Below are 16,153 nucleotides of genomic sequence, written 5' to 3'. Positions count from 1 at the left end.
GTAGGGCGTATCGGTGACTCGTGTGATGCAACTTCGGCTGTCCAGCTCTCTGTTGGTCACCACTCGCCGGGGAGCTTCGGGGCCCCGTACGGGTTCGGGCGGCCGCGCGCGGGGTCGGGCGGCGCGGTGTAGGCGCTGCGGGGAGCCGCCGGTGGTGGGACGGCCGGGCCGGCGTACGGGGCCGGGCGGCCCGGTGCCTGGGCGGCGGGGTTTCCGCGGGTGTTCCGGCGCCGACGGCTGCCCGGTGGGGCGGCCGGGCTCTCGTACGGGTCCGGGCGGCCGGCTGCCGGGCGGTCCGGTGTGTCGAAGAGCGAGTCGGGGCGCCGGGTGGGCTGCTTGCCGTTCGGGACCGGGCCGACCGGGTGGCGGGCGAAGGAACGGTCCCATTCGCCCTCGCCCATCACCAGCAGCGGGTCGAACATCACGACGACCCCGGCCAGCAGCAGGAAGATGGCCGGCCCCAACAGCATGGGCAGCAGAATGGAGTTGGCCGAGTCGCCGGTCCATGCCCCGCCGGTGCCGTGCAGATGGACGCTCACGGCGGCCATGCCCGTGTAGTGCATCCCGGACACGGCCACGCCCATCACCAGGCTGGCGCCCAGGCTGGCCAGGAAACCCCGGATGGAGACGGCCGCCCACAGGGCCGCCGTGGCGGCGACGACGGCGATCACCACGGAGAGCGCGACCGTGCTCGTCCGGTACTCGATGTCACCGTTCATCCTCAGGGCCGCCATGCCCAGATAGTGCATGGCGGCGACCCCGAGGCCGGTGATGACACCGGCCGCGGAGAGTGTGCCGGGGGTGGCGCCGCGGTAGCCCACGGCGAACACTCCGATGCCCACCACGACGATCGCCACGGCCAGACTCAGCACCGTGAGGCCGACGTCGTAGCCGATCCGGGTCTCCTCGACCTGGAAGCCGATCATCGCGATGAAGTGCATCGTCCAGATGCCGCTGCCGATCGACGTCGCGCCGAGCGCGAGCCAACCCGCTTTCCACGACTGCCGGTTGTGCAGGGACCGCACCACGCAGCGCAGTCCCAGGGCCCCGCCCAGACAGGCCATCAGATAGGCCGCCACCGGGGTCACCGCACCGTAGCGGAACCCGTCGATCGTGCCTTGCATGAGCCAACTCCCCCCAGAGTGGTGGCTTCCTGTGGGGGGAGTATGCATGTATCCGGGCCCGCCCGCGCAGCACTTTCACATCAGCGGTCGATGAACTCCTGGCTTTCCGGGGCCACTCGGGTCACATCGGGGGCGATACGGGGACAGAAGCGGTCAGGGCTGTTGCGGCCTGTCGCGGTCGATGAAGTCCTTGGCCTTGTCCTGCGCCATGTCGACCTGCTTGGCGTGCTTGCCGCCCGTGCGTTCGTCGATCATGTCTCCCGCCCGGTCCACACCTTGCTTGGCCTGGTCGGGGTGCTGACCCAGCATTCCCTTGACCTTGTCCATGAACGACATGGCTGTCCTCCTTCGGGCGTGCGTTTGCCCTCCCAGCATCCTCCGGCTTCCCGCGTGCCGCATTTCGGTGGTTATGGGGCATGGGGTCAGGTGCGTACGTGGCTCGACCTCGTCGGTGTCGCGGGCCTCCCGGGTGCGGGACACGGCGAGCAGGAGTGCCTGGAGGACCGCTCCGGACAGGCCCACCCACAGGGCGAACCGATAGCCGACCCGGTCGGCGAGGAGTCCGCCCAGGGGTGCGCCGATCGCGACCATGCCCCAGTTGAACGAGCGGATCGTGGCGTTCATCCGGCCCCGGAGCCGGTCGGGCGTGACCGCCTGGCGATAGCTCATCTCCACGGGGCTCTCCAGCGAGATGGCACCGGAGACCACGAAGAAGGCCAGCGACACCGGGACCAGGGCCCACGGCCCACGCTGGGCGAGGACCAGCGGCAGCCAGCCCACCGCGGCGACGACACGGCCCACGATCAGGACGGCGCCGACATCGAACCTGCGCGCCGCGCGTCCGGAGAACGCGCCGCCGAGCACACCGCCGAGGCCGGCGCAGGCGTACGCCACGCCCAGACCGAAGTCCCCGATCCGCAGCTCACGCAGCGCGAAGACCACGAAGACCGTGCTGACGACGGTGTTGAAGAGGAGCATCAGGTGCGAGGTCAGCGCGATGTACGCCAGGGTCCGATGGCGGTAGACCCAGGCCACGCCCTCCCGCAGTTCACTGAGCAGACTCCGCCGCGCGCCCCGGTCGGGAACGGGATCGTCAGCCCGCACCGAGCCGAGCAGCAGGCCCGACACCAGATAGCTGACGGCGTCCACGAGCACGGCGAGCGGAGCGCCGACCAGCCTGATCAGCACCCCGGCGATCAGTGGCCCGGTCGACCCGGCCGCGGCGTCGGCCTGCCCCACCCGGGCATAGCCCACGTTGAGGAGTTCCTTGGGGACCAGTTGCGGTACGTAGGAGTGGTTGGCCGCCTCGAAGAACAGACAGAGCACCCCGAAGGCGAAGACACACGCGCACAGCGTGGCGATGCTCAGTCGGTCCAGGGCGTACAGCAGCGGGATCGCGCCGAGGAGGACGGCTCTGCCGAGATCCATCGCCACCATGACCGGCTTGCGCCGGCAACGGTCGACCAGCACCCCGGCCATGAGCCCGAAAAGCAGATAGGGCGCCCAGCGGGCCGCGTTGACCAGCCCCACCTCCGTGGCGGACGCGTTCAGCGTGACGGCGGTGAGGATCTGCAGCGCCAGCCCGGTGATCTGCGAGCCGAACGACGAGATCGCGGAGGCTGTCCAGAAGCGTATGTACCCAGGGACATCCACCAGGCGCGGCATGATCGGATCGTATCGAGGAAGCGCTTTCGTACGGCAGTTGGGCCACCGACGGGCACCGGGTCACGGCAGCACCGACGACGCCACCGCCCTCCCCGCCAGCAACGCGGCGACCGGATCGGCCGCCTCGTCCAGTTCGATGAGCACCGTGTCGGCGCCGGGCGTGCGGGACATCACCTCGGCCCAGCCCTTCCAGTCGACGATGCCCGAGCCCAACTCGGCCATGTAGGGCTGCTGTTGGGCGAAGACCGTCTCGTCGATCGTGAGTTCCACGTCGATGGGCCTGACCGCGTCCTTCCAGTGCGCCAGCGCGACGCGCCGCGCGTGACGGCCGGCCACGGCCACCGGATCGCCTCCACCGAGGGCGATATGGCAGGAGTCGGGGCACAGCCACACGTAGCGCGGGTCGGTGAAGGACATGAACAGGTCGATGTCGCGCTCGTACCAGAGGGTGCTGTTGGACTCCGTGTGGAAGGCGAGCCGCACACCCTGCCGGGAGACGGCCTCGCCCACCGCGTGCGCGATGTCGGCCATGCGGGTCATGTACGGGGCGTCGACGAACAGGGGCGGCCGGGTCCCGAACGTCGCGCGCATCGGGAGGCCCGCGACGAGGAGTTCGGCCCCCACGTCGACGAGGAAGGCCGCGCGTCGTTCGGCGTCGGCGACGATCGCGGGCAGGTTGCCGGGGTCCCGCCAGTCGGGGCTGTCCTCCCCGGCGACGAACGCGCTCACGACGGACAGCCCGCGGGCCACCAGTTCGCGGCGGAAGCCCTGCGCGCTGCCGAAGGCCCGCAGCGCCGACTCGATGTCGCCCGGCGCGAAGGTGAGTTCGAGGCCCGTGACGCCTGCTTCGGTCAACGCGTCCATCACCCGGGCCCAGAAGCGCTCGGGGTGGGCCAGCGCCCACGCGCGTACCGCGTCCGCGGAGGGAAGGTCCCAGAAGTCCGGGTGGTAGAAGGTGACGACGTCGGTCGCGAAGCGCGGGCTCATGCGGTACCTCCGCGGGCGTTGTAGACGACGATGCCGTCCGTCTCGTCGACCGCCTTGCGGTAGTCGCGGAACACGGCCAGCGCCTCGTCCCGGAGCACGTCTCCGACGACCTCGATGCCGCGCGCCTCGAACTGCCCGGCCCAGTCCGCGCCGAGCGGGCCCTCGTCGAACGTGGTGATCTCCTCCAGTTCCGGGCCCTCGCCCGCGACCACCACCGTGCGCACCCCGGACCACAGGGTGGCGCCGTAACACTGCACGCAGGGGCGCCAGTTGACGACGAGTTCATGGGGCGGGAGGCCGTCGGCGCCCAAGTCCCAGCCGCCGACGGCCCTTTGGGCCAGCCCGAGGGCCATGACCTCGGCGTGTGCGCTGGAGACTCCTGAGGCGAGGACGACGTTCACGCCCACCGAGACGATCCGGCCGGTGTCGCGCTCGGCGACGAGGGCCGCGAACGGACCGCCGTTGCCCTCCCGCCAGTTGCGGTCCGCGAGCCGGTGCACGAGGCGCATCCGGTCCTCCCGGCCGGGGACGACGGCGGGCACGTCGGCCACCTCGTCGTCGATCCACGCCGGCAGCGCCACGCGGTACTCCTTCACGATGTCGATCACGTTCGGGCTTCCTCTCAGTGCGCGGCAAGCGGCGCGGTACGGGTGGTCACGGCCCGGGCGGCCCGTACGGCCGTCACCGCGCCGGTCAGGGTCACGTTGGCGGCCATCGCCGTGGGGATCACTCCGGTGCCGGCGACATACAGATTGTCCAGGCCCCACACCCGGCCGTCCGGGTCGCACACGCTGGAGCCGTCGTCGGCGGTGCCCGACCGGACGGTGCCGGTCAGGTGCAGGGACGAGCCGGGCGGCAGCAGGGCGAGTTCGGTCGTGGGGTCGAAGGGGCCGAACTCCTCGGCCAGTGACCGGACTTCGGCCAGTCCCCGGTCGATCAGCGCGCGGTCGGTGTCGGAGTAGGCGAACTCGACGCCGATACGCGGCAGTCCGGCGAGGTCGGTCGCCGACTCCGAGAAGACGAGGCGGTGTTCGGGCCGCGACTCGACGGGGACCAGCAGCGACAGGCCCACGGCGTGGGCGAGGGGGCGACCGCTCTCGTCGACGTACGTCCGGTTCATGATCTGGCCGTGGAACGGCTGGGCCGGCCCGTTCTGCGGCAGCCACAGCGAGTCCGTGCTGAACTCGCCGGCGCGGGGCAGCGGGAGCTCGTCCAGGGCGATGCCGAACCGGTCCAGATCCAGCAGGACCTGGGCGGTGATGAACGCGTGCTCGTTGAGGTGGCGGCCCAGCGCCGGGGGGCGGATGCCCGAGGCGAACAGCAGTTGCGGGGTGCGCAGCGCGTCGGCGCACACGATCACGGTGTCCGCGTGCAGTACGGACTCCGTGCCGTCGGCGACACGGCGCAGTCGGCAGCCGCCGACCCGGCCGCCCGAGACGAGCAACCGGGTGGCGAGCGTCCCCGTGAGCAGGGTGAACGCCGGGTCGCCGCCCGTCGCGATCGCCGGGAAGATCGTCCCGGGCGCCGTGCGCGGCATGGGCCCCGAGTCCGTTGCCGTGACGGCCATGGGCATCGGCTGCGGGCGTCGGTCGGCGGGTGCGGTGCCGTCGTAGCGGCGGCGCAGGACGTCGAGGACGGTCCGGCCGACCTCGGTCGGGCCGATGGGGGAGGGGGAGACGGCGAGCAGCCGGCGCGCGGTGTCCAGGTCGGCCGCCCAGCGGGCCGGGTCGCCGAAGTCGAAGACCTCGGAGCCTGCGGGCCACGGGGTCGCGGCGGTCCAGTGGACACCCATGCCGCCCGCGTTCCAGGCGAGCGCCGTCGCGGGCATCGCCTCGCTGTCCTCGCCGAAGGCCAGCGCGTGGACCATGCCCGGCGCCAGGCCGGCGAGGCCGTCCGCGACCTCGCGCACCACCTCGGCGCCGGTGTACATGCCCTGGATGCCCGACTCGACCCGCTCGCTGTACCGCGACCCGAGGGCCGGGTCGGCGACGTCGTGCAGATGCAGCCCCGGTGCCCCGCCGATCGCGCTGCCGCCGTCGACCATCGTGATGCCCAGCCGCGGATCGCTCTCCCGCAGCAGCCGGGCCACGACGGAACCCATGATGCCGCTGCCCACGATGAGGACGTCGGTGTGGGGGGTGTCGGTCACAAGCAGACTCCAAAGTCGGGTGTCGTGGGGGGAGTTAGGCACTGGGCGCGAGCGGGCCGAACAACTCGGTGTCCATGCGGTCGAGCGCCAGCTTCACGGCGCCGATGAGCGCGGCGTCGCGGCCAAGGCCGGTGGCGCGCAGTTCGATCGCGGGGGTACGGGCGACGCGCATCGCCTCGCGCACCCGGGGAAGCAGCACATCGGCCGCGTCCTCCAGACCGCCGCCGAGCACGATGAGCGAGGGCGCGACCGTCCACGACAGGGTGGTGAGGATCGAGGTGATGTTCTCGACGAACTCGTCCACCTCGGCGAGCGCTGCCGCGTCACCGGCGCGGGCCGCGTCGAAGCGCTCCAGCGCCACCATGCGCCGGGCCGGTTCCGGTGAACTCAGCCAGGCCACCGGGTGCTCCGCGACCGTGCCGGTCGGGATCGACTGGGCCTCGACGATCTCGCCCGCGGCACCGTCCAGCCCCCGGTGCACGGCGCCCCGGATCAGGATGCCGAGGCCGGTCCGGTTGCCGAGGTGCGCCCATACGACGTTGTCGTGGTCACCGGCCACACCTCGCCAACGCTCCGCGAGCGCACCGAGGTTGGTGTCGTTGTCCGCGAACCAGGGCATCTGGATCCGCCGCCCGAGCTCCGCGGGCAGATGCACGCCCTCCCAGCGCGTGGTGTGCACCAGACGTCGTACGACCCCCTCGTCGTCGATGGCGCCACCGCCCGCCACCGCACCGGCGCGCAGCCGGTCCGCCGAGCCGCCCGCGTCGTCGAGCGCCTTCCGCACCAGGTCCGCCGCGTCGTCGAGCGTGACCCGGGGGTCCTGGTAGGCGCGCAGCCGGCGGTGCGCCCGGCCGACGATCCGGCCGCGCACATCGGCGATGACGGCCGAGGCGTCCACGGTGTTGATGCTGACGGCCGCCAACAGGGCGTGTTCCGCGCACAGTTCGTACCGCCGGGCCGGTCGCCCGGCGGAGCCGCTGGTCGGAATCCGCTCCAACTCGGCGACCCAGCCCGCCTCGACGAGCGAGTCCAGGATCAGCTCGATGGTACGGCGGGACAGCCCGGCCTGTTCGGCGAGCGCGGTCAGGGTCGTGGGCCCCGCGGACACCGCGAGCGCGCGCAGGACGACCGAGGTGTTGACGCGCCGCACGGCGCTCTGGTTCATCCCCGCCATCAACACCCCTCCGCCTCCTCGGACTTGCCCCGCACGACCGGAACGAACACACCTGCCCGCGTCACAGGTGTCACCGCATCCCCGATCCGGCGATGCCCTGCACGAAGTACCGCTGGAGGAACAGGAAGAGCACGAGGACCGGCAGCATCACGACGATCGCGCCGGCCAGGACCAGGCCGTAGTCGGTGACGTGCTGGGCCGCCTGGCTGGTGGCGGCGAGCCCGACCGGGAGGGTGTAACTCGCGGTGCTCTGGGCGACGATGAGCGGCCAGATGAAGTTGTTCCACGAGTTCAGGAACGACATGATCGTGATCGTCGCGACCGCCGGACCGGCCAGCGGAAGGAAGATCCGGAAGAAGATCCGGAATTCGCCCGCGCCGTCGATGCGCGCCGCCTCCAGCAACTCGTCGGGCACCGACTGCGCGTACTGCCGCATGATGAACACCGACAGCGGGAGCGCCACGCCGGGCAGCGCGATCCCGGTCAGGGTGTCGGCGAGACCCATGTCCACGGTGATCACGAACTGGGTGACGAACACCGTCGTGAACGGCACCATCATCGCCGCCATCACCGCGCCGAACGCCAGCCGCCTGCCCGCGAATTCGAGCTTGGCGAGGGCGTATCCGGCGGCCGAGGCCGCCACGATGTTGCCGATCACCACCATGAGGGCGACCAGGACGCTGTTGGTCAGGAACCGTCCGAAGCCCTCGGTCCGGAACAGCCGCACGAAGTTGTCGGGCGTGACGTGGTGCGGCAGCCAAGCGCCCGGGTCGGAGCGGATCTCGTCCAGGCCGCGCAGCGAGCCGCTGACCACCCAGAAGAAGGGCAGCAGGGTCAGCAGCGCGCACAGCACCAGCGCGCCGCACAGCAGCGGGCGGCCAACCGACCGCGTGCGTACGACGGTTCGGCCCTCGACGGTGGCGGTGGTCAGGTCGGCGTCGTTCAACGACGCGGCTACGGCGGTCATGTGCGGGGCCTCAGCAGTCGGAACTGGACGGCACTCACCAGCAGCACGAGCAGCAGCATCACGAAGGACGCGGCCGAGGACATGCCCAGTTGGCCGGACCCGAACTGGTGGTAGGTGTACAGCGACACGGACTCCGTCGACCCCAACGGGCCGCCGTCCGTGAGGAGATAGGGCTCGTCGAAGACCTGGAGGTAGAAGACGGTCAGCAGTACCGACACCATGAGGGTGGTGGGCAGCAGGAGCGGCAGGGTGATGTGCCTCAACTGCCGCCATCTGCCCGCCCCGTCGAGCGCGGCGGCCTCGTACACGTCCTCCGGTACGGCCTGGAGTCCGGCCAGGAACAGGACCATCGCGGTGCCGAAGTTGCGCCAGACGCCGAGCAGGATCACCACCGGCATCGCGAGCTGCGGATCGTCCAGCCAGTTCGGACCGGCCAGGCCCACCGCCGCCAGCGCCTTGTTGACGGTGCCGCCCGCGTTGAAGGCGTACTGCCAGATCAGGGCGACCGCGACGACGTTCGTGACGACCGGTGCGAAGAAGACCGTACGGAACACCCCGCGCAGCCGCCGGATCCCGGAGTTCAGCGCCAGGGCCAGCCCGAAGCCGATCGCCATCGTCAGCGGTACACCGACGGCGACGAAGACGGCGGTGTTCAGGATGTCCCGCAGGAAGGTCGGATCCTGGAACAGACGCAGGTAGTTGTCCAGGCCGGTGAAGTCCACCGCGAGCGGATGGCGCAGGTCCGAGCCCCGCAGATCGGTCAGGCTGAAGCCGAGCGCGGCCACCGTGGGGATCGCGGTGTAGAGCAGGAACACGACGGCGAACGGCGCGAGGAACAGCCACGCGACCGCCGTGCGACGGGAGTTGCGTGCCCTGCGCCGCGCTGCGGGGACGAGCGTGGTGGTCATCCGCGGCTCACTCCGCGCCCGTGCCGAGGCTCTTGGCGTACGCCTGGATGCTCGCGGCGGCCTTCTCCGCGGTCTGCGTGCCCTTGGCCACGGTCTCGACCTCCTTGCCCAGCCGGGTGGCGACCTGCTGCCAACTGCCCACCTGCGGAAAGGCCTTGGTGTTCTTGAGCTGGGTGAGGAAGGCGTCGAGGAGCGGCTGCTTCTTGACGGCCGGATCGTCCCAGGCGGAGATCACCGCCGGCAGCGAGCCGTACGCCGAGTACTGCGCGACCTGCGTGCTCGGCTTCGAGACGTACCGGACGAACTTCCACGACGCGTCCGTGTTCCCGCTGTCCGCGAGGACGCCCCAAGTGCCCCCGGCCGAGAAGGAGACGCTGCCCGAGGCGCCGGCCGGCAGCGGAGCCGTGGCGACATGGGCCGCCGTCCAGCCGGTCTCCTTCGCGGCGGTGTCGAGCTGCCCGAGCACCCAGGGGCCGGTGATCATCGTGGCGGTCCTCCCGGACACGAAGTACGGCTGTGCGTCGAGGAAGGTGGGGGTCGCCGTGTCGGCCGAACCCGAGGTGAAGAACGACGCGTTGTACTTGAGGGCGTCGACCACCGCCGGTGTGTCGAGGGTCCAACTGCCGTCGGTGGAGAGCAGGCTGCCGCCCGCCTGCCAGGCGTACATCGCGACGTCCTGGCCGTTGAAGATGTCCCAGCCGTTGTCGGCCCCGAGCCCGCGCACGGCTCCGGCACCCTCCAACGCCTTGAAGAACGGCACCATTTGGGCCCACGTGGTGGGTGGCTTGACGCCCGCCTTCCTGGCGAGGTCGGCGCGGTAGACGAGGGCGTACGTGTACGCGTACCAGGGCACCGTGTACGCCACGTCCTTGACCAGACCGGCGTCCCACAGGCTCTTGAAGAAGACACCGGAGTCGACGAGTCCGTCCGGCACGGGGCGCAGGATCGACGGGTCGAGGAACTGCGCCTGCGACTCGGGGAAGAACTGGGCCACATCGGGGCCCTTGCCCGCCGCGATCGCGGCCTGGAGCTTCGTGTAGTACTCGGAGTTCGGTATCAGCGTGAACTTCACGGTGACGTCCGGGTTCGCGGCCTTGAAGGGCTTGATCACCTTGGCGAGGACGTCGGCGTCGCCCTGGGCGGCCCAGACATTGACGGTGCCGGTGGCCGGCTTGTCGTCGACCGACTCGGCGGTGGCCTTCGCGGTGGCCGTGGCGGTGTCGCCGCGCCCGCAGCCTGCGAGGGCGAGGGTGCCGAGCAGTGCGGTACCGGCGGACAGTCTGAGGACGCCGCGGCGGGAGGGATTGGACACTCGGGACTCCTGTCTCATGGGGCGCTGAGGACAGTGGAGGGATTTCCGGAGTTCCGCCCTGTGCGGATTCCGGTTCGGGGATTTTCGGGGAAAGCAGCGTTATCGGTCCGGCGGCCGTAATGCGGCTGATGGGACCTCTGTGGCTGACTGCGACGTTAGGGAGGGTCTGTTTCGCCGGCGTGGCTCAGCCGTCACGAATAATTTCGGAACTTGTAGCGAAATCCCTGACAGAGGGAAAACCCTTGAGTGCCCCTGACCTGCGTGACATGGACGGGTCAACGCTGTCATCCTCCACGCAGCCACCCCCACGGATCCTCCACGGATTGGTCAAAGTTCTGCCAGTCCCGCACAGCTCGGCTCTTCCCGGACAGCAGACCCGGCTGTCCGGTCTGTCACCGGCCGCGTTCGCGGTCGTCGCAGTAGGAGTAAGAGTGAGACGCATCCCCCGTAAGCGGATGGCGGTAGGAGCCCTGGTCTCCACCGCCGCTTTCCTGGCCGTCGGCGTCCAGTCGGTGCCGGCGACCGCGAAGCCCGCCTCCCCCCACCCGAGTCCGCTGCTCACCGGCAGCCTGGAGGCGAAGCTCACCCCGGCCCAGCGCACCGCCCTGGTGAAGAGCGCCACCGCGAACAGCACGACGACCGCCCGCACCCTCGGCCTCGGCGCCAAGGAGAAGCTGGTCGTCAAGGACGTCGTCAAGGACAACGACGGCACCGTCCACACCCGCTACGAGCGCACCTTCGCCGGTCTTCCCGTCCTCGGCGGCGACCTCGTCGTGCACACCCCGCCCGCCACCAAGGCGACCGGCACGGTGAGCGCGACCTTCAACAACAAGCACACCCTCACGGTCCCCTCGACGACCGCCTCGGTCGCCAAGTCGACCGCCGAGACCAAGGCCCTGACGACCGCGAAGGCCCTCGACGCCAAGGCGCCGAGCACCGACAGCGCCCGCAAGGTCATCTGGGCCGGCACCGGCACCCCGAAGCTCGCCTGGGAGACGGTGGTCAGCGGCTTCCAGGACGACGGCACCCCCAGCAAGCTGCACGTCGTCACCGACGCCACCTCCGGCAAGGAGCTCTCCCGCTTCGAGGGCATCGAGACCGGCACCGGCAACACCCAGTACAGCGGCTCGGTCTCGCTGAGCACCACGCTGTCGGGTTCGACGTATCAGCTCTACGACACCACGCGCGGCGGCCACAAGACGTACAGCCTCAACAACGCCACGTCCGGCACCGGCACCCTGATGACGGACGCGGACGACGTGTGGGGCACCGGCGCGGGCTCCAACACCCAGACCGCCGGCGCGGACGCGGCCTACGGCGCCCAGACGACCTGGGACTTCTACAAGAACACCTTCGGCCGCAGCGGCATCAAGAACGACGGCGTCGCCGCGTACTCGCGCGTCCACTACAGCACGGCGTACGTCAACGCCTTCTGGGACGACAGTTGCTTCTGCATGACGTACGGCGACGGCACCAGCAGCACGCACGCGCTGACCTCGCTGGACGTGGCAGGGCACGAGATGAGCCACGGTGTCACCTCCAACACCGCCGGACTCAACTACACCGGTGAATCGGGCGGGTTGAACGAGGCGACCTCCGACATCTTCGGTACGGGTGTCGAGTTCTACGCCAACAACTCGACCGACGTGGGCGACTACCTCATCGGCGAGAAGATCGACATCAACGGCGACGGCACGCCGCTGCGTTACATGGACAAGCCGAGCAAGGACGGCGGCAGCGCGGACAGTTGGTACTCCGGCGTCGGCAACCTCGACGTCCACTACTCCTCGGGCCCGGCGAACCACATGTTCTACCTGCTCTCCGAGGGCAGCGGCACCAAGGTCATCAACGGCACCTCCTACACCAGCACCACCTCCGACGGTGTGGCCGTCGCCGGTATCGGCCGGGCCGCCGCCCTGCAGATCTGGTACAAGGCGCTGACGACGTACATGACGTCGACCACCAACTACGCCGGAGCCCGCACCGCCGCGCTCAGCGCCGCCGGAGCGCTGTACGGCACAACGTCCGCGCAGTACGCGGGAGTCGGCAACGCCTTCGCCGGCATCAACGTCGGCAGCCACATCACCGTGCCGACCACGGGCGTCACGGTCACCAACCCGGGCAGCCAGTCCTCCACCGTCGGTACGGCGGTGAACCTGGCGATCACGGCCAGCAGCACCAACAGCGGCACCTTGTCCTACGCCGCGACCGGACTGCCGACCGGCCTGTCGATCAGCAGCTCCACGGGCGCCATCACCGGCACCCCGACGACCGCGGGCACCTACAGCACCACCGTGACCGTCACCGACAGCACCGGGGCGACCGGTACCGCGGCCTTCACCTGGACCGTGAGTTCCAGTGGCGGGGGCGGCAGTTGCACCTCGACGCAGTTGCTGGGCAACGCGGGCTTCGAGTCGGGCGCCACCACCTGGACCGCGACCAGCGGGGTCATCACCAATGACACCGACGAGGCGGCCCGCACCGGTTCGTACAAGGCCTGGCTCGACGGCTACGGCTCGACCCACACCGACACGCTGTCCCAGTCGGTGACCGTCCCGAGCGGCTGCACGGGGACGACGTTCACCTTCTACATCCACATCGACACGGCCGAGACCACCACCAGCACGGCTTACGACAAGCTGACGGTCACCGCCGGATCGACCACGCTCGCCACGTACTCGAACCTCAACGCGGCCAGCGGGTACGTCGCGAAGTCCTTCAGCCTGTCGGCCTTCGCGGGCACCACGGTCGCCCTGAAGTTCAGCGGCGTCGAGGACTCCTCGCTCCAGACCAGCTTCGTCATCGACGACACCGCCGTCACGACGAGCTGATCCGCTTCACCTGTTCCGTCCGGCACCCCGCACGCGCCCCCAGGCGTGCGGGGTGTCCGGTTTCCTCAGCTCAGCGGGTCCAGCGTCAGATAGGCCTGCTGCGGGTTCCCGTCGTTCACCAGGGACTCCTGGGCGCCGACGTCGTCGAACGCGAACGCGTACGCCTTGCCGTCGGCCATCTGCGCGTGGATCTTGCGCGCGTAGTGGTTGGTCACCGTGTCCACGTAGAAGTTCGCGGTGGTGGTGTCCGGCTGGTTGGGGTTGACCAGGAGCGTGGAGCGGTTGAAGCCCGCGCACAGCGTGCGCGAAATCGGGCCGCGCACCAGGTCGTTGGGCGCGTCGAGGTACTTGTAGCAGCCGAAGATGCTGGCCGCGTCCGGCTTCTGGAAGGTGGTGACGACCGCACCGGAGCTGTTGGTGAAGTTCATGACGTTGCCCGACACCCGGCCGTAGTACTTCGTGTTCGGCTGGTCGGCGAACGGTGTCACGGTCAGCGTCGACGACGCGTACTTCGACCAGACACGGTTGATGTAGTCGTCCATCACGCTGCTCGGGAGGGCACCTGTCTCTATCCCGTACGTCGGTGAGAGCGCTCGCAGAACCGTGCCGTCCGACCGGGTCTGGATCAGGTTGGCCCAGCCGCCCGGCTGCCCGCGCAGCGCGTTGAAGAACCCGGTGTAGCCACCCGACTTGAGATGCCCGGTGGAGACCGTGCTCCCGTCGGACCGCTGCACCCCGACCGCGTACGGCACGGAGAACATGTCCACCTGGGTGCTGTTGATCCACAGCCCGGAGTCGTTGAGCGTGTACTCGGACCAGTTGAAGAGGATGTTGCGGTTCGGGTCGGTCGGGTTCTGCACGGCCGGCTGCACCAGGCCGCCGGTGGTCAGCTTGAACACCAGTTTCTGGCCGTACGAGAAGTAGATGCGGCCGGAGAACTTGGGGATCCGGATGGTGCTGGACTGCCCGGCCGCCGGGCCGGCGATCGACGCGTCCGGCGCCGGGGTGGGCGGGTTGCCACCGGCCGGCCAGGCGTGGAACGTGCCGCTCGCGTCGGCCCAACCCTGTTGGCCGGTCGAGAGGTTGGTGCCCAGGTTGTAGATGTAGACCGCGTCGCCGCGGGCCGAGTTGTTGGTGATCTTCAGCGGGATCGTGGCGGGCACCGCGGCATCCGCCGTCAGCGGTGTGGCCAGCGCGAGCATGGTGGCCACCGCGGTCGCGGCGCCCAGTCGGCGCAGGAGTCTGGCGAGCACTACTCACCTCCGTGTGGGGGGTGTACGAAAATTGGTCCGTACCTATGTGAGAGCGCTCTCAGCGTCGCGCCGAGGCGCGGGCATGTCAATGAGTTGAACGAAAGGTGCCCACGGCAACTCGCGCCGTGGGCACTCGCGTTGAATCAGTGAAAGCAGTCTGTCGATCAGAACGTGCGGTCCAGGAGGTCGAGCAGCGCGACCCAGTGACGCTCGTCGGCCTTCGCGTCGTACGAGGACGTGTCGGCCTGCGTATAGCCGTGCCGCGCACCCGGGTAGACCTCGCAGCGGTGCCGGACGCCCGCCGCGGTGAGCGCGTCCTCGAACCGCTTGATCTGGTCCTCGGGCAGCGACGGGTCCTGGTCGGCGTGGCCGAAGTACAGCTCGGCGGTGATGTGTTCGGCGGCCAGGTGGGGGCTGTCCGGGTCGTCGGTGGCCAGCCGCCCGCCGTGGAAACCGGCCGCGGCCGCCACCCGGTCCGGGTAGGCACCGGCGGTGTACAGCGCGAGGCGGGCGCCCATGCAGTACCCGGTGATCGCGATCGGCCCGTCGGCGACCAGGGGGGAGTCGGCAAGCCAGCGCAGATAGGCACCGGCGTCCCGCTCGATCAGCTCGGGATTCCGGGCCAGCCCCATGATCAGCGGACCGACCTTCTCGAAGATCTCCGGACGCCCGTCGTGATCGATGAACTCGGGCAGTTCGACCACCGGCGCGCGCCCCTGCCGGTAGAACACGTTCGGTACGAGGACCGCGTAGCCGGCCTCGGCGAGCCTGTCCGCCATCGACTTCAGGTGGGGACGGAGCCCGAACGCGTCCTGGTAGAGCAGCACGGCCGGACGGGGACGCCCGTCGCCGGGATGCACCCAGTAGGCGTCGGCGGTGCCGTCCTCGGTGGGGATGTCCACGGCGGTGCCCTGTGCGGCGGTCATGACGGGGGTGCCTCCCAGCGGATCGGCGCCGGGCCGGCTGCCGGCCCGGCGCGGCGTGTTCCGATCATCGTGGCACGCCCGATCACGGCCCCTCCGCCGGGGTCACTCGAAGCGGGAGACGTCCCCCGCGCCCTTGCGGACGATCTCGGCCTCGCCGCTGGAGAAGTCGATGACGGTCGTCGGTTCCGTGCCGCAGTCCCCGGAGTCGACCACCGCGTCCACCACGTGGTCGAGCCGGTCCTTGATCTCCCAGCCCTGGGTCATCGGCTCCTCCTCGTCGGGCAGGAGCAGCGTGCTGGACAGCAGCGGCTCACCGAGCTCGGCCAGCAGCGCCTGGGTGACGACATGGTCGGGGATGCGGACGCCCACGGTCTTCTTCTTCGCGTTCAGCAACTGGCGCGGCACCTCCTTCGTCGCCGGGAGGATGAACGTGTAACTGCCGGGCGTGGACGCCTTGATGGCGCGGAACACGTCGTTGTCGATGTGCACCAGCTGGCCCAGTTGGGCGAAGTTCTGGCACATCAGCGTGAAGTGGTGCCGGTCGTTCAGTTGCCGGATCGTACGGATCCGCTCCATGCCCTCACGGTTGCCGAGCTGGCAGCCCAGCGCGTAGCAGGAGTCGGTCGGGTACGCGATCAGCGCACCCGAGCGCACACTGTCCGCGACCTGGGAGATGGTGCGGGGCTGCGGGTTGTCCGGATGCACGTCGAAGTACTTGGCCACCCGCCGAGCTTATGCCGTGCCCGCGCCGGTCGCCGCGCGGGCCCGCTGCCGGCGGTCGGCCGGGGGCGTGTACCCCGGCGGATCGGGGGAAGCCGACGAGAGCGCTCGGGTCTCTCCCCCGAACCCGGGCAGGA

13 protein-coding genes and 1 pseudogene are annotated in these 16,153 nt (G+C 70.1%); 1 reads left to right on the top strand and 13 read right to left on the bottom strand.

What is annotated here, in order from left to right:
• Positions 1 to 56 precede the first annotated feature (56 nt).
• From OG223_RS04590 to OG223_RS04545, 10 genes and pseudogenes are all read right to left on the bottom strand, one after another.
• Positions 57 to 1,124: an MHYT domain-containing protein gene (locus OG223_RS04590; RefSeq protein WP_329242705.1), complete on the bottom strand. Its 1,068-nt coding sequence runs from the start codon at positions 1,122 to 1,124 to the stop codon at positions 57 to 59.
• A 153-nt stretch (positions 1,125 to 1,277) separates the two neighbouring features.
• Positions 1,278 to 1,451: an antitoxin gene (locus OG223_RS04585; RefSeq protein ID WP_329265135.1), complete on the bottom strand. Its 174-nt coding sequence runs from the start codon at positions 1,449 to 1,451 to the stop codon at positions 1,278 to 1,280.
• 78 nt (positions 1,452 to 1,529) lie between these two features.
• A pseudogene (locus OG223_RS04580) lies at positions 1,530 to 2,789 on the bottom strand (MFS transporter); the annotation flags it as partial.
• A gap of 60 nt (positions 2,790 to 2,849) precedes the next feature.
• Entirely contained in the window at positions 2,850 to 3,776 is a 927-nt protein-coding gene (locus tag OG223_RS04575; RefSeq protein ID WP_329242701.1) for a sugar phosphate isomerase/epimerase family protein, read from the bottom strand.
• On the bottom strand, positions 3,773 to 4,384 hold the full coding sequence (locus OG223_RS04570) for a nucleoside deaminase (RefSeq protein ID WP_329242698.1): 612 nt from the start codon (positions 4,382 to 4,384) through the stop codon (positions 3,773 to 3,775). Before OG223_RS04570 ends, OG223_RS04575 begins: the two co-directional genes overlap by 4 nt.
• 14 nt (positions 4,385 to 4,398) lie before the next feature.
• Positions 4,399 to 5,925: a GMC oxidoreductase gene (locus tag OG223_RS04565; RefSeq protein WP_329242695.1), complete on the bottom strand. Its 1,527-nt coding sequence runs from the start codon at positions 5,923 to 5,925 to the stop codon at positions 4,399 to 4,401.
• 34 nt (positions 5,926 to 5,959) lie between these two features.
• Positions 5,960 to 7,090: an ROK family transcriptional regulator gene (locus OG223_RS04560; protein WP_329265133.1), complete on the bottom strand. Its 1,131-nt coding sequence runs from the start codon at positions 7,088 to 7,090 to the stop codon at positions 5,960 to 5,962.
• A 79-nt stretch (positions 7,091 to 7,169) separates the two neighbouring features.
• The gene (locus tag OG223_RS04555; RefSeq protein ID WP_329242692.1) at positions 7,170 to 8,066 is read right to left on the bottom strand and encodes a carbohydrate ABC transporter permease; all 897 of its coding nucleotides are present in this window, start codon (positions 8,064 to 8,066) and stop codon (positions 7,170 to 7,172) included.
• Positions 8,063 to 8,974, bottom strand: a complete 912-nt coding sequence (locus OG223_RS04550) for a carbohydrate ABC transporter permease (protein WP_329242689.1) — start codon at positions 8,972 to 8,974, stop codon at positions 8,063 to 8,065. The genes OG223_RS04555 and OG223_RS04550 overlap by 4 nt, the downstream gene beginning before the upstream one ends.
• Positions 8,975 to 8,981: 7 nt before the next feature.
• The gene (locus OG223_RS04545; protein WP_329242686.1) at positions 8,982 to 10,286 is read right to left on the bottom strand and encodes an extracellular solute-binding protein; all 1,305 of its coding nucleotides are present in this window, start codon (positions 10,284 to 10,286) and stop codon (positions 8,982 to 8,984) included.
• Between the two features lie 431 nt (positions 10,287 to 10,717).
• Between OG223_RS04545 and OG223_RS04540 the strand changes: the two genes are divergently transcribed.
• Entirely contained in the window at positions 10,718 to 13,117 is a 2,400-nt protein-coding gene (locus OG223_RS04540) for a M4 family metallopeptidase (protein ID WP_443073685.1), read from the top strand.
• 65 nt (positions 13,118 to 13,182) lie between these two features.
• Here OG223_RS04540 and OG223_RS04535 read toward each other — a convergent pair whose 3' ends face one another.
• From OG223_RS04535 to OG223_RS04525, 3 genes are all read right to left on the bottom strand, one after another.
• Positions 13,183 to 14,370 (bottom strand): glycoside hydrolase family 64 protein, encoded by a 1,188-nt coding sequence (locus OG223_RS04535; RefSeq protein ID WP_329242683.1) that lies wholly within the window; start codon positions 14,368 to 14,370, stop codon positions 13,183 to 13,185.
• Positions 14,371 to 14,534: 164 nt separating this feature from the next.
• Positions 14,535 to 15,296, bottom strand: coding sequence for a dienelactone hydrolase family protein (locus tag OG223_RS04530; RefSeq protein ID WP_329242680.1), 762 nt, complete (start codon positions 15,294 to 15,296; stop codon positions 14,535 to 14,537).
• A gap of 102 nt (positions 15,297 to 15,398) precedes the next feature.
• A complete protein-coding gene (locus OG223_RS04525) occupies positions 15,399 to 16,019 on the bottom strand; it encodes an L-threonylcarbamoyladenylate synthase (protein WP_329242677.1) in 621 nt (206 codons plus the stop codon).
• Between the last annotated feature and the right edge of the window lie 134 nt (positions 16,020 to 16,153).

The organism is Streptomyces sp. NBC_01478 (assembly GCF_036227225.1).
GTDB lineage: Bacteria > Actinomycetota > Actinomycetes > Streptomycetales > Streptomycetaceae > Streptomyces.
This window is presented reverse-complemented; position numbering and strand designations above follow the sequence as displayed.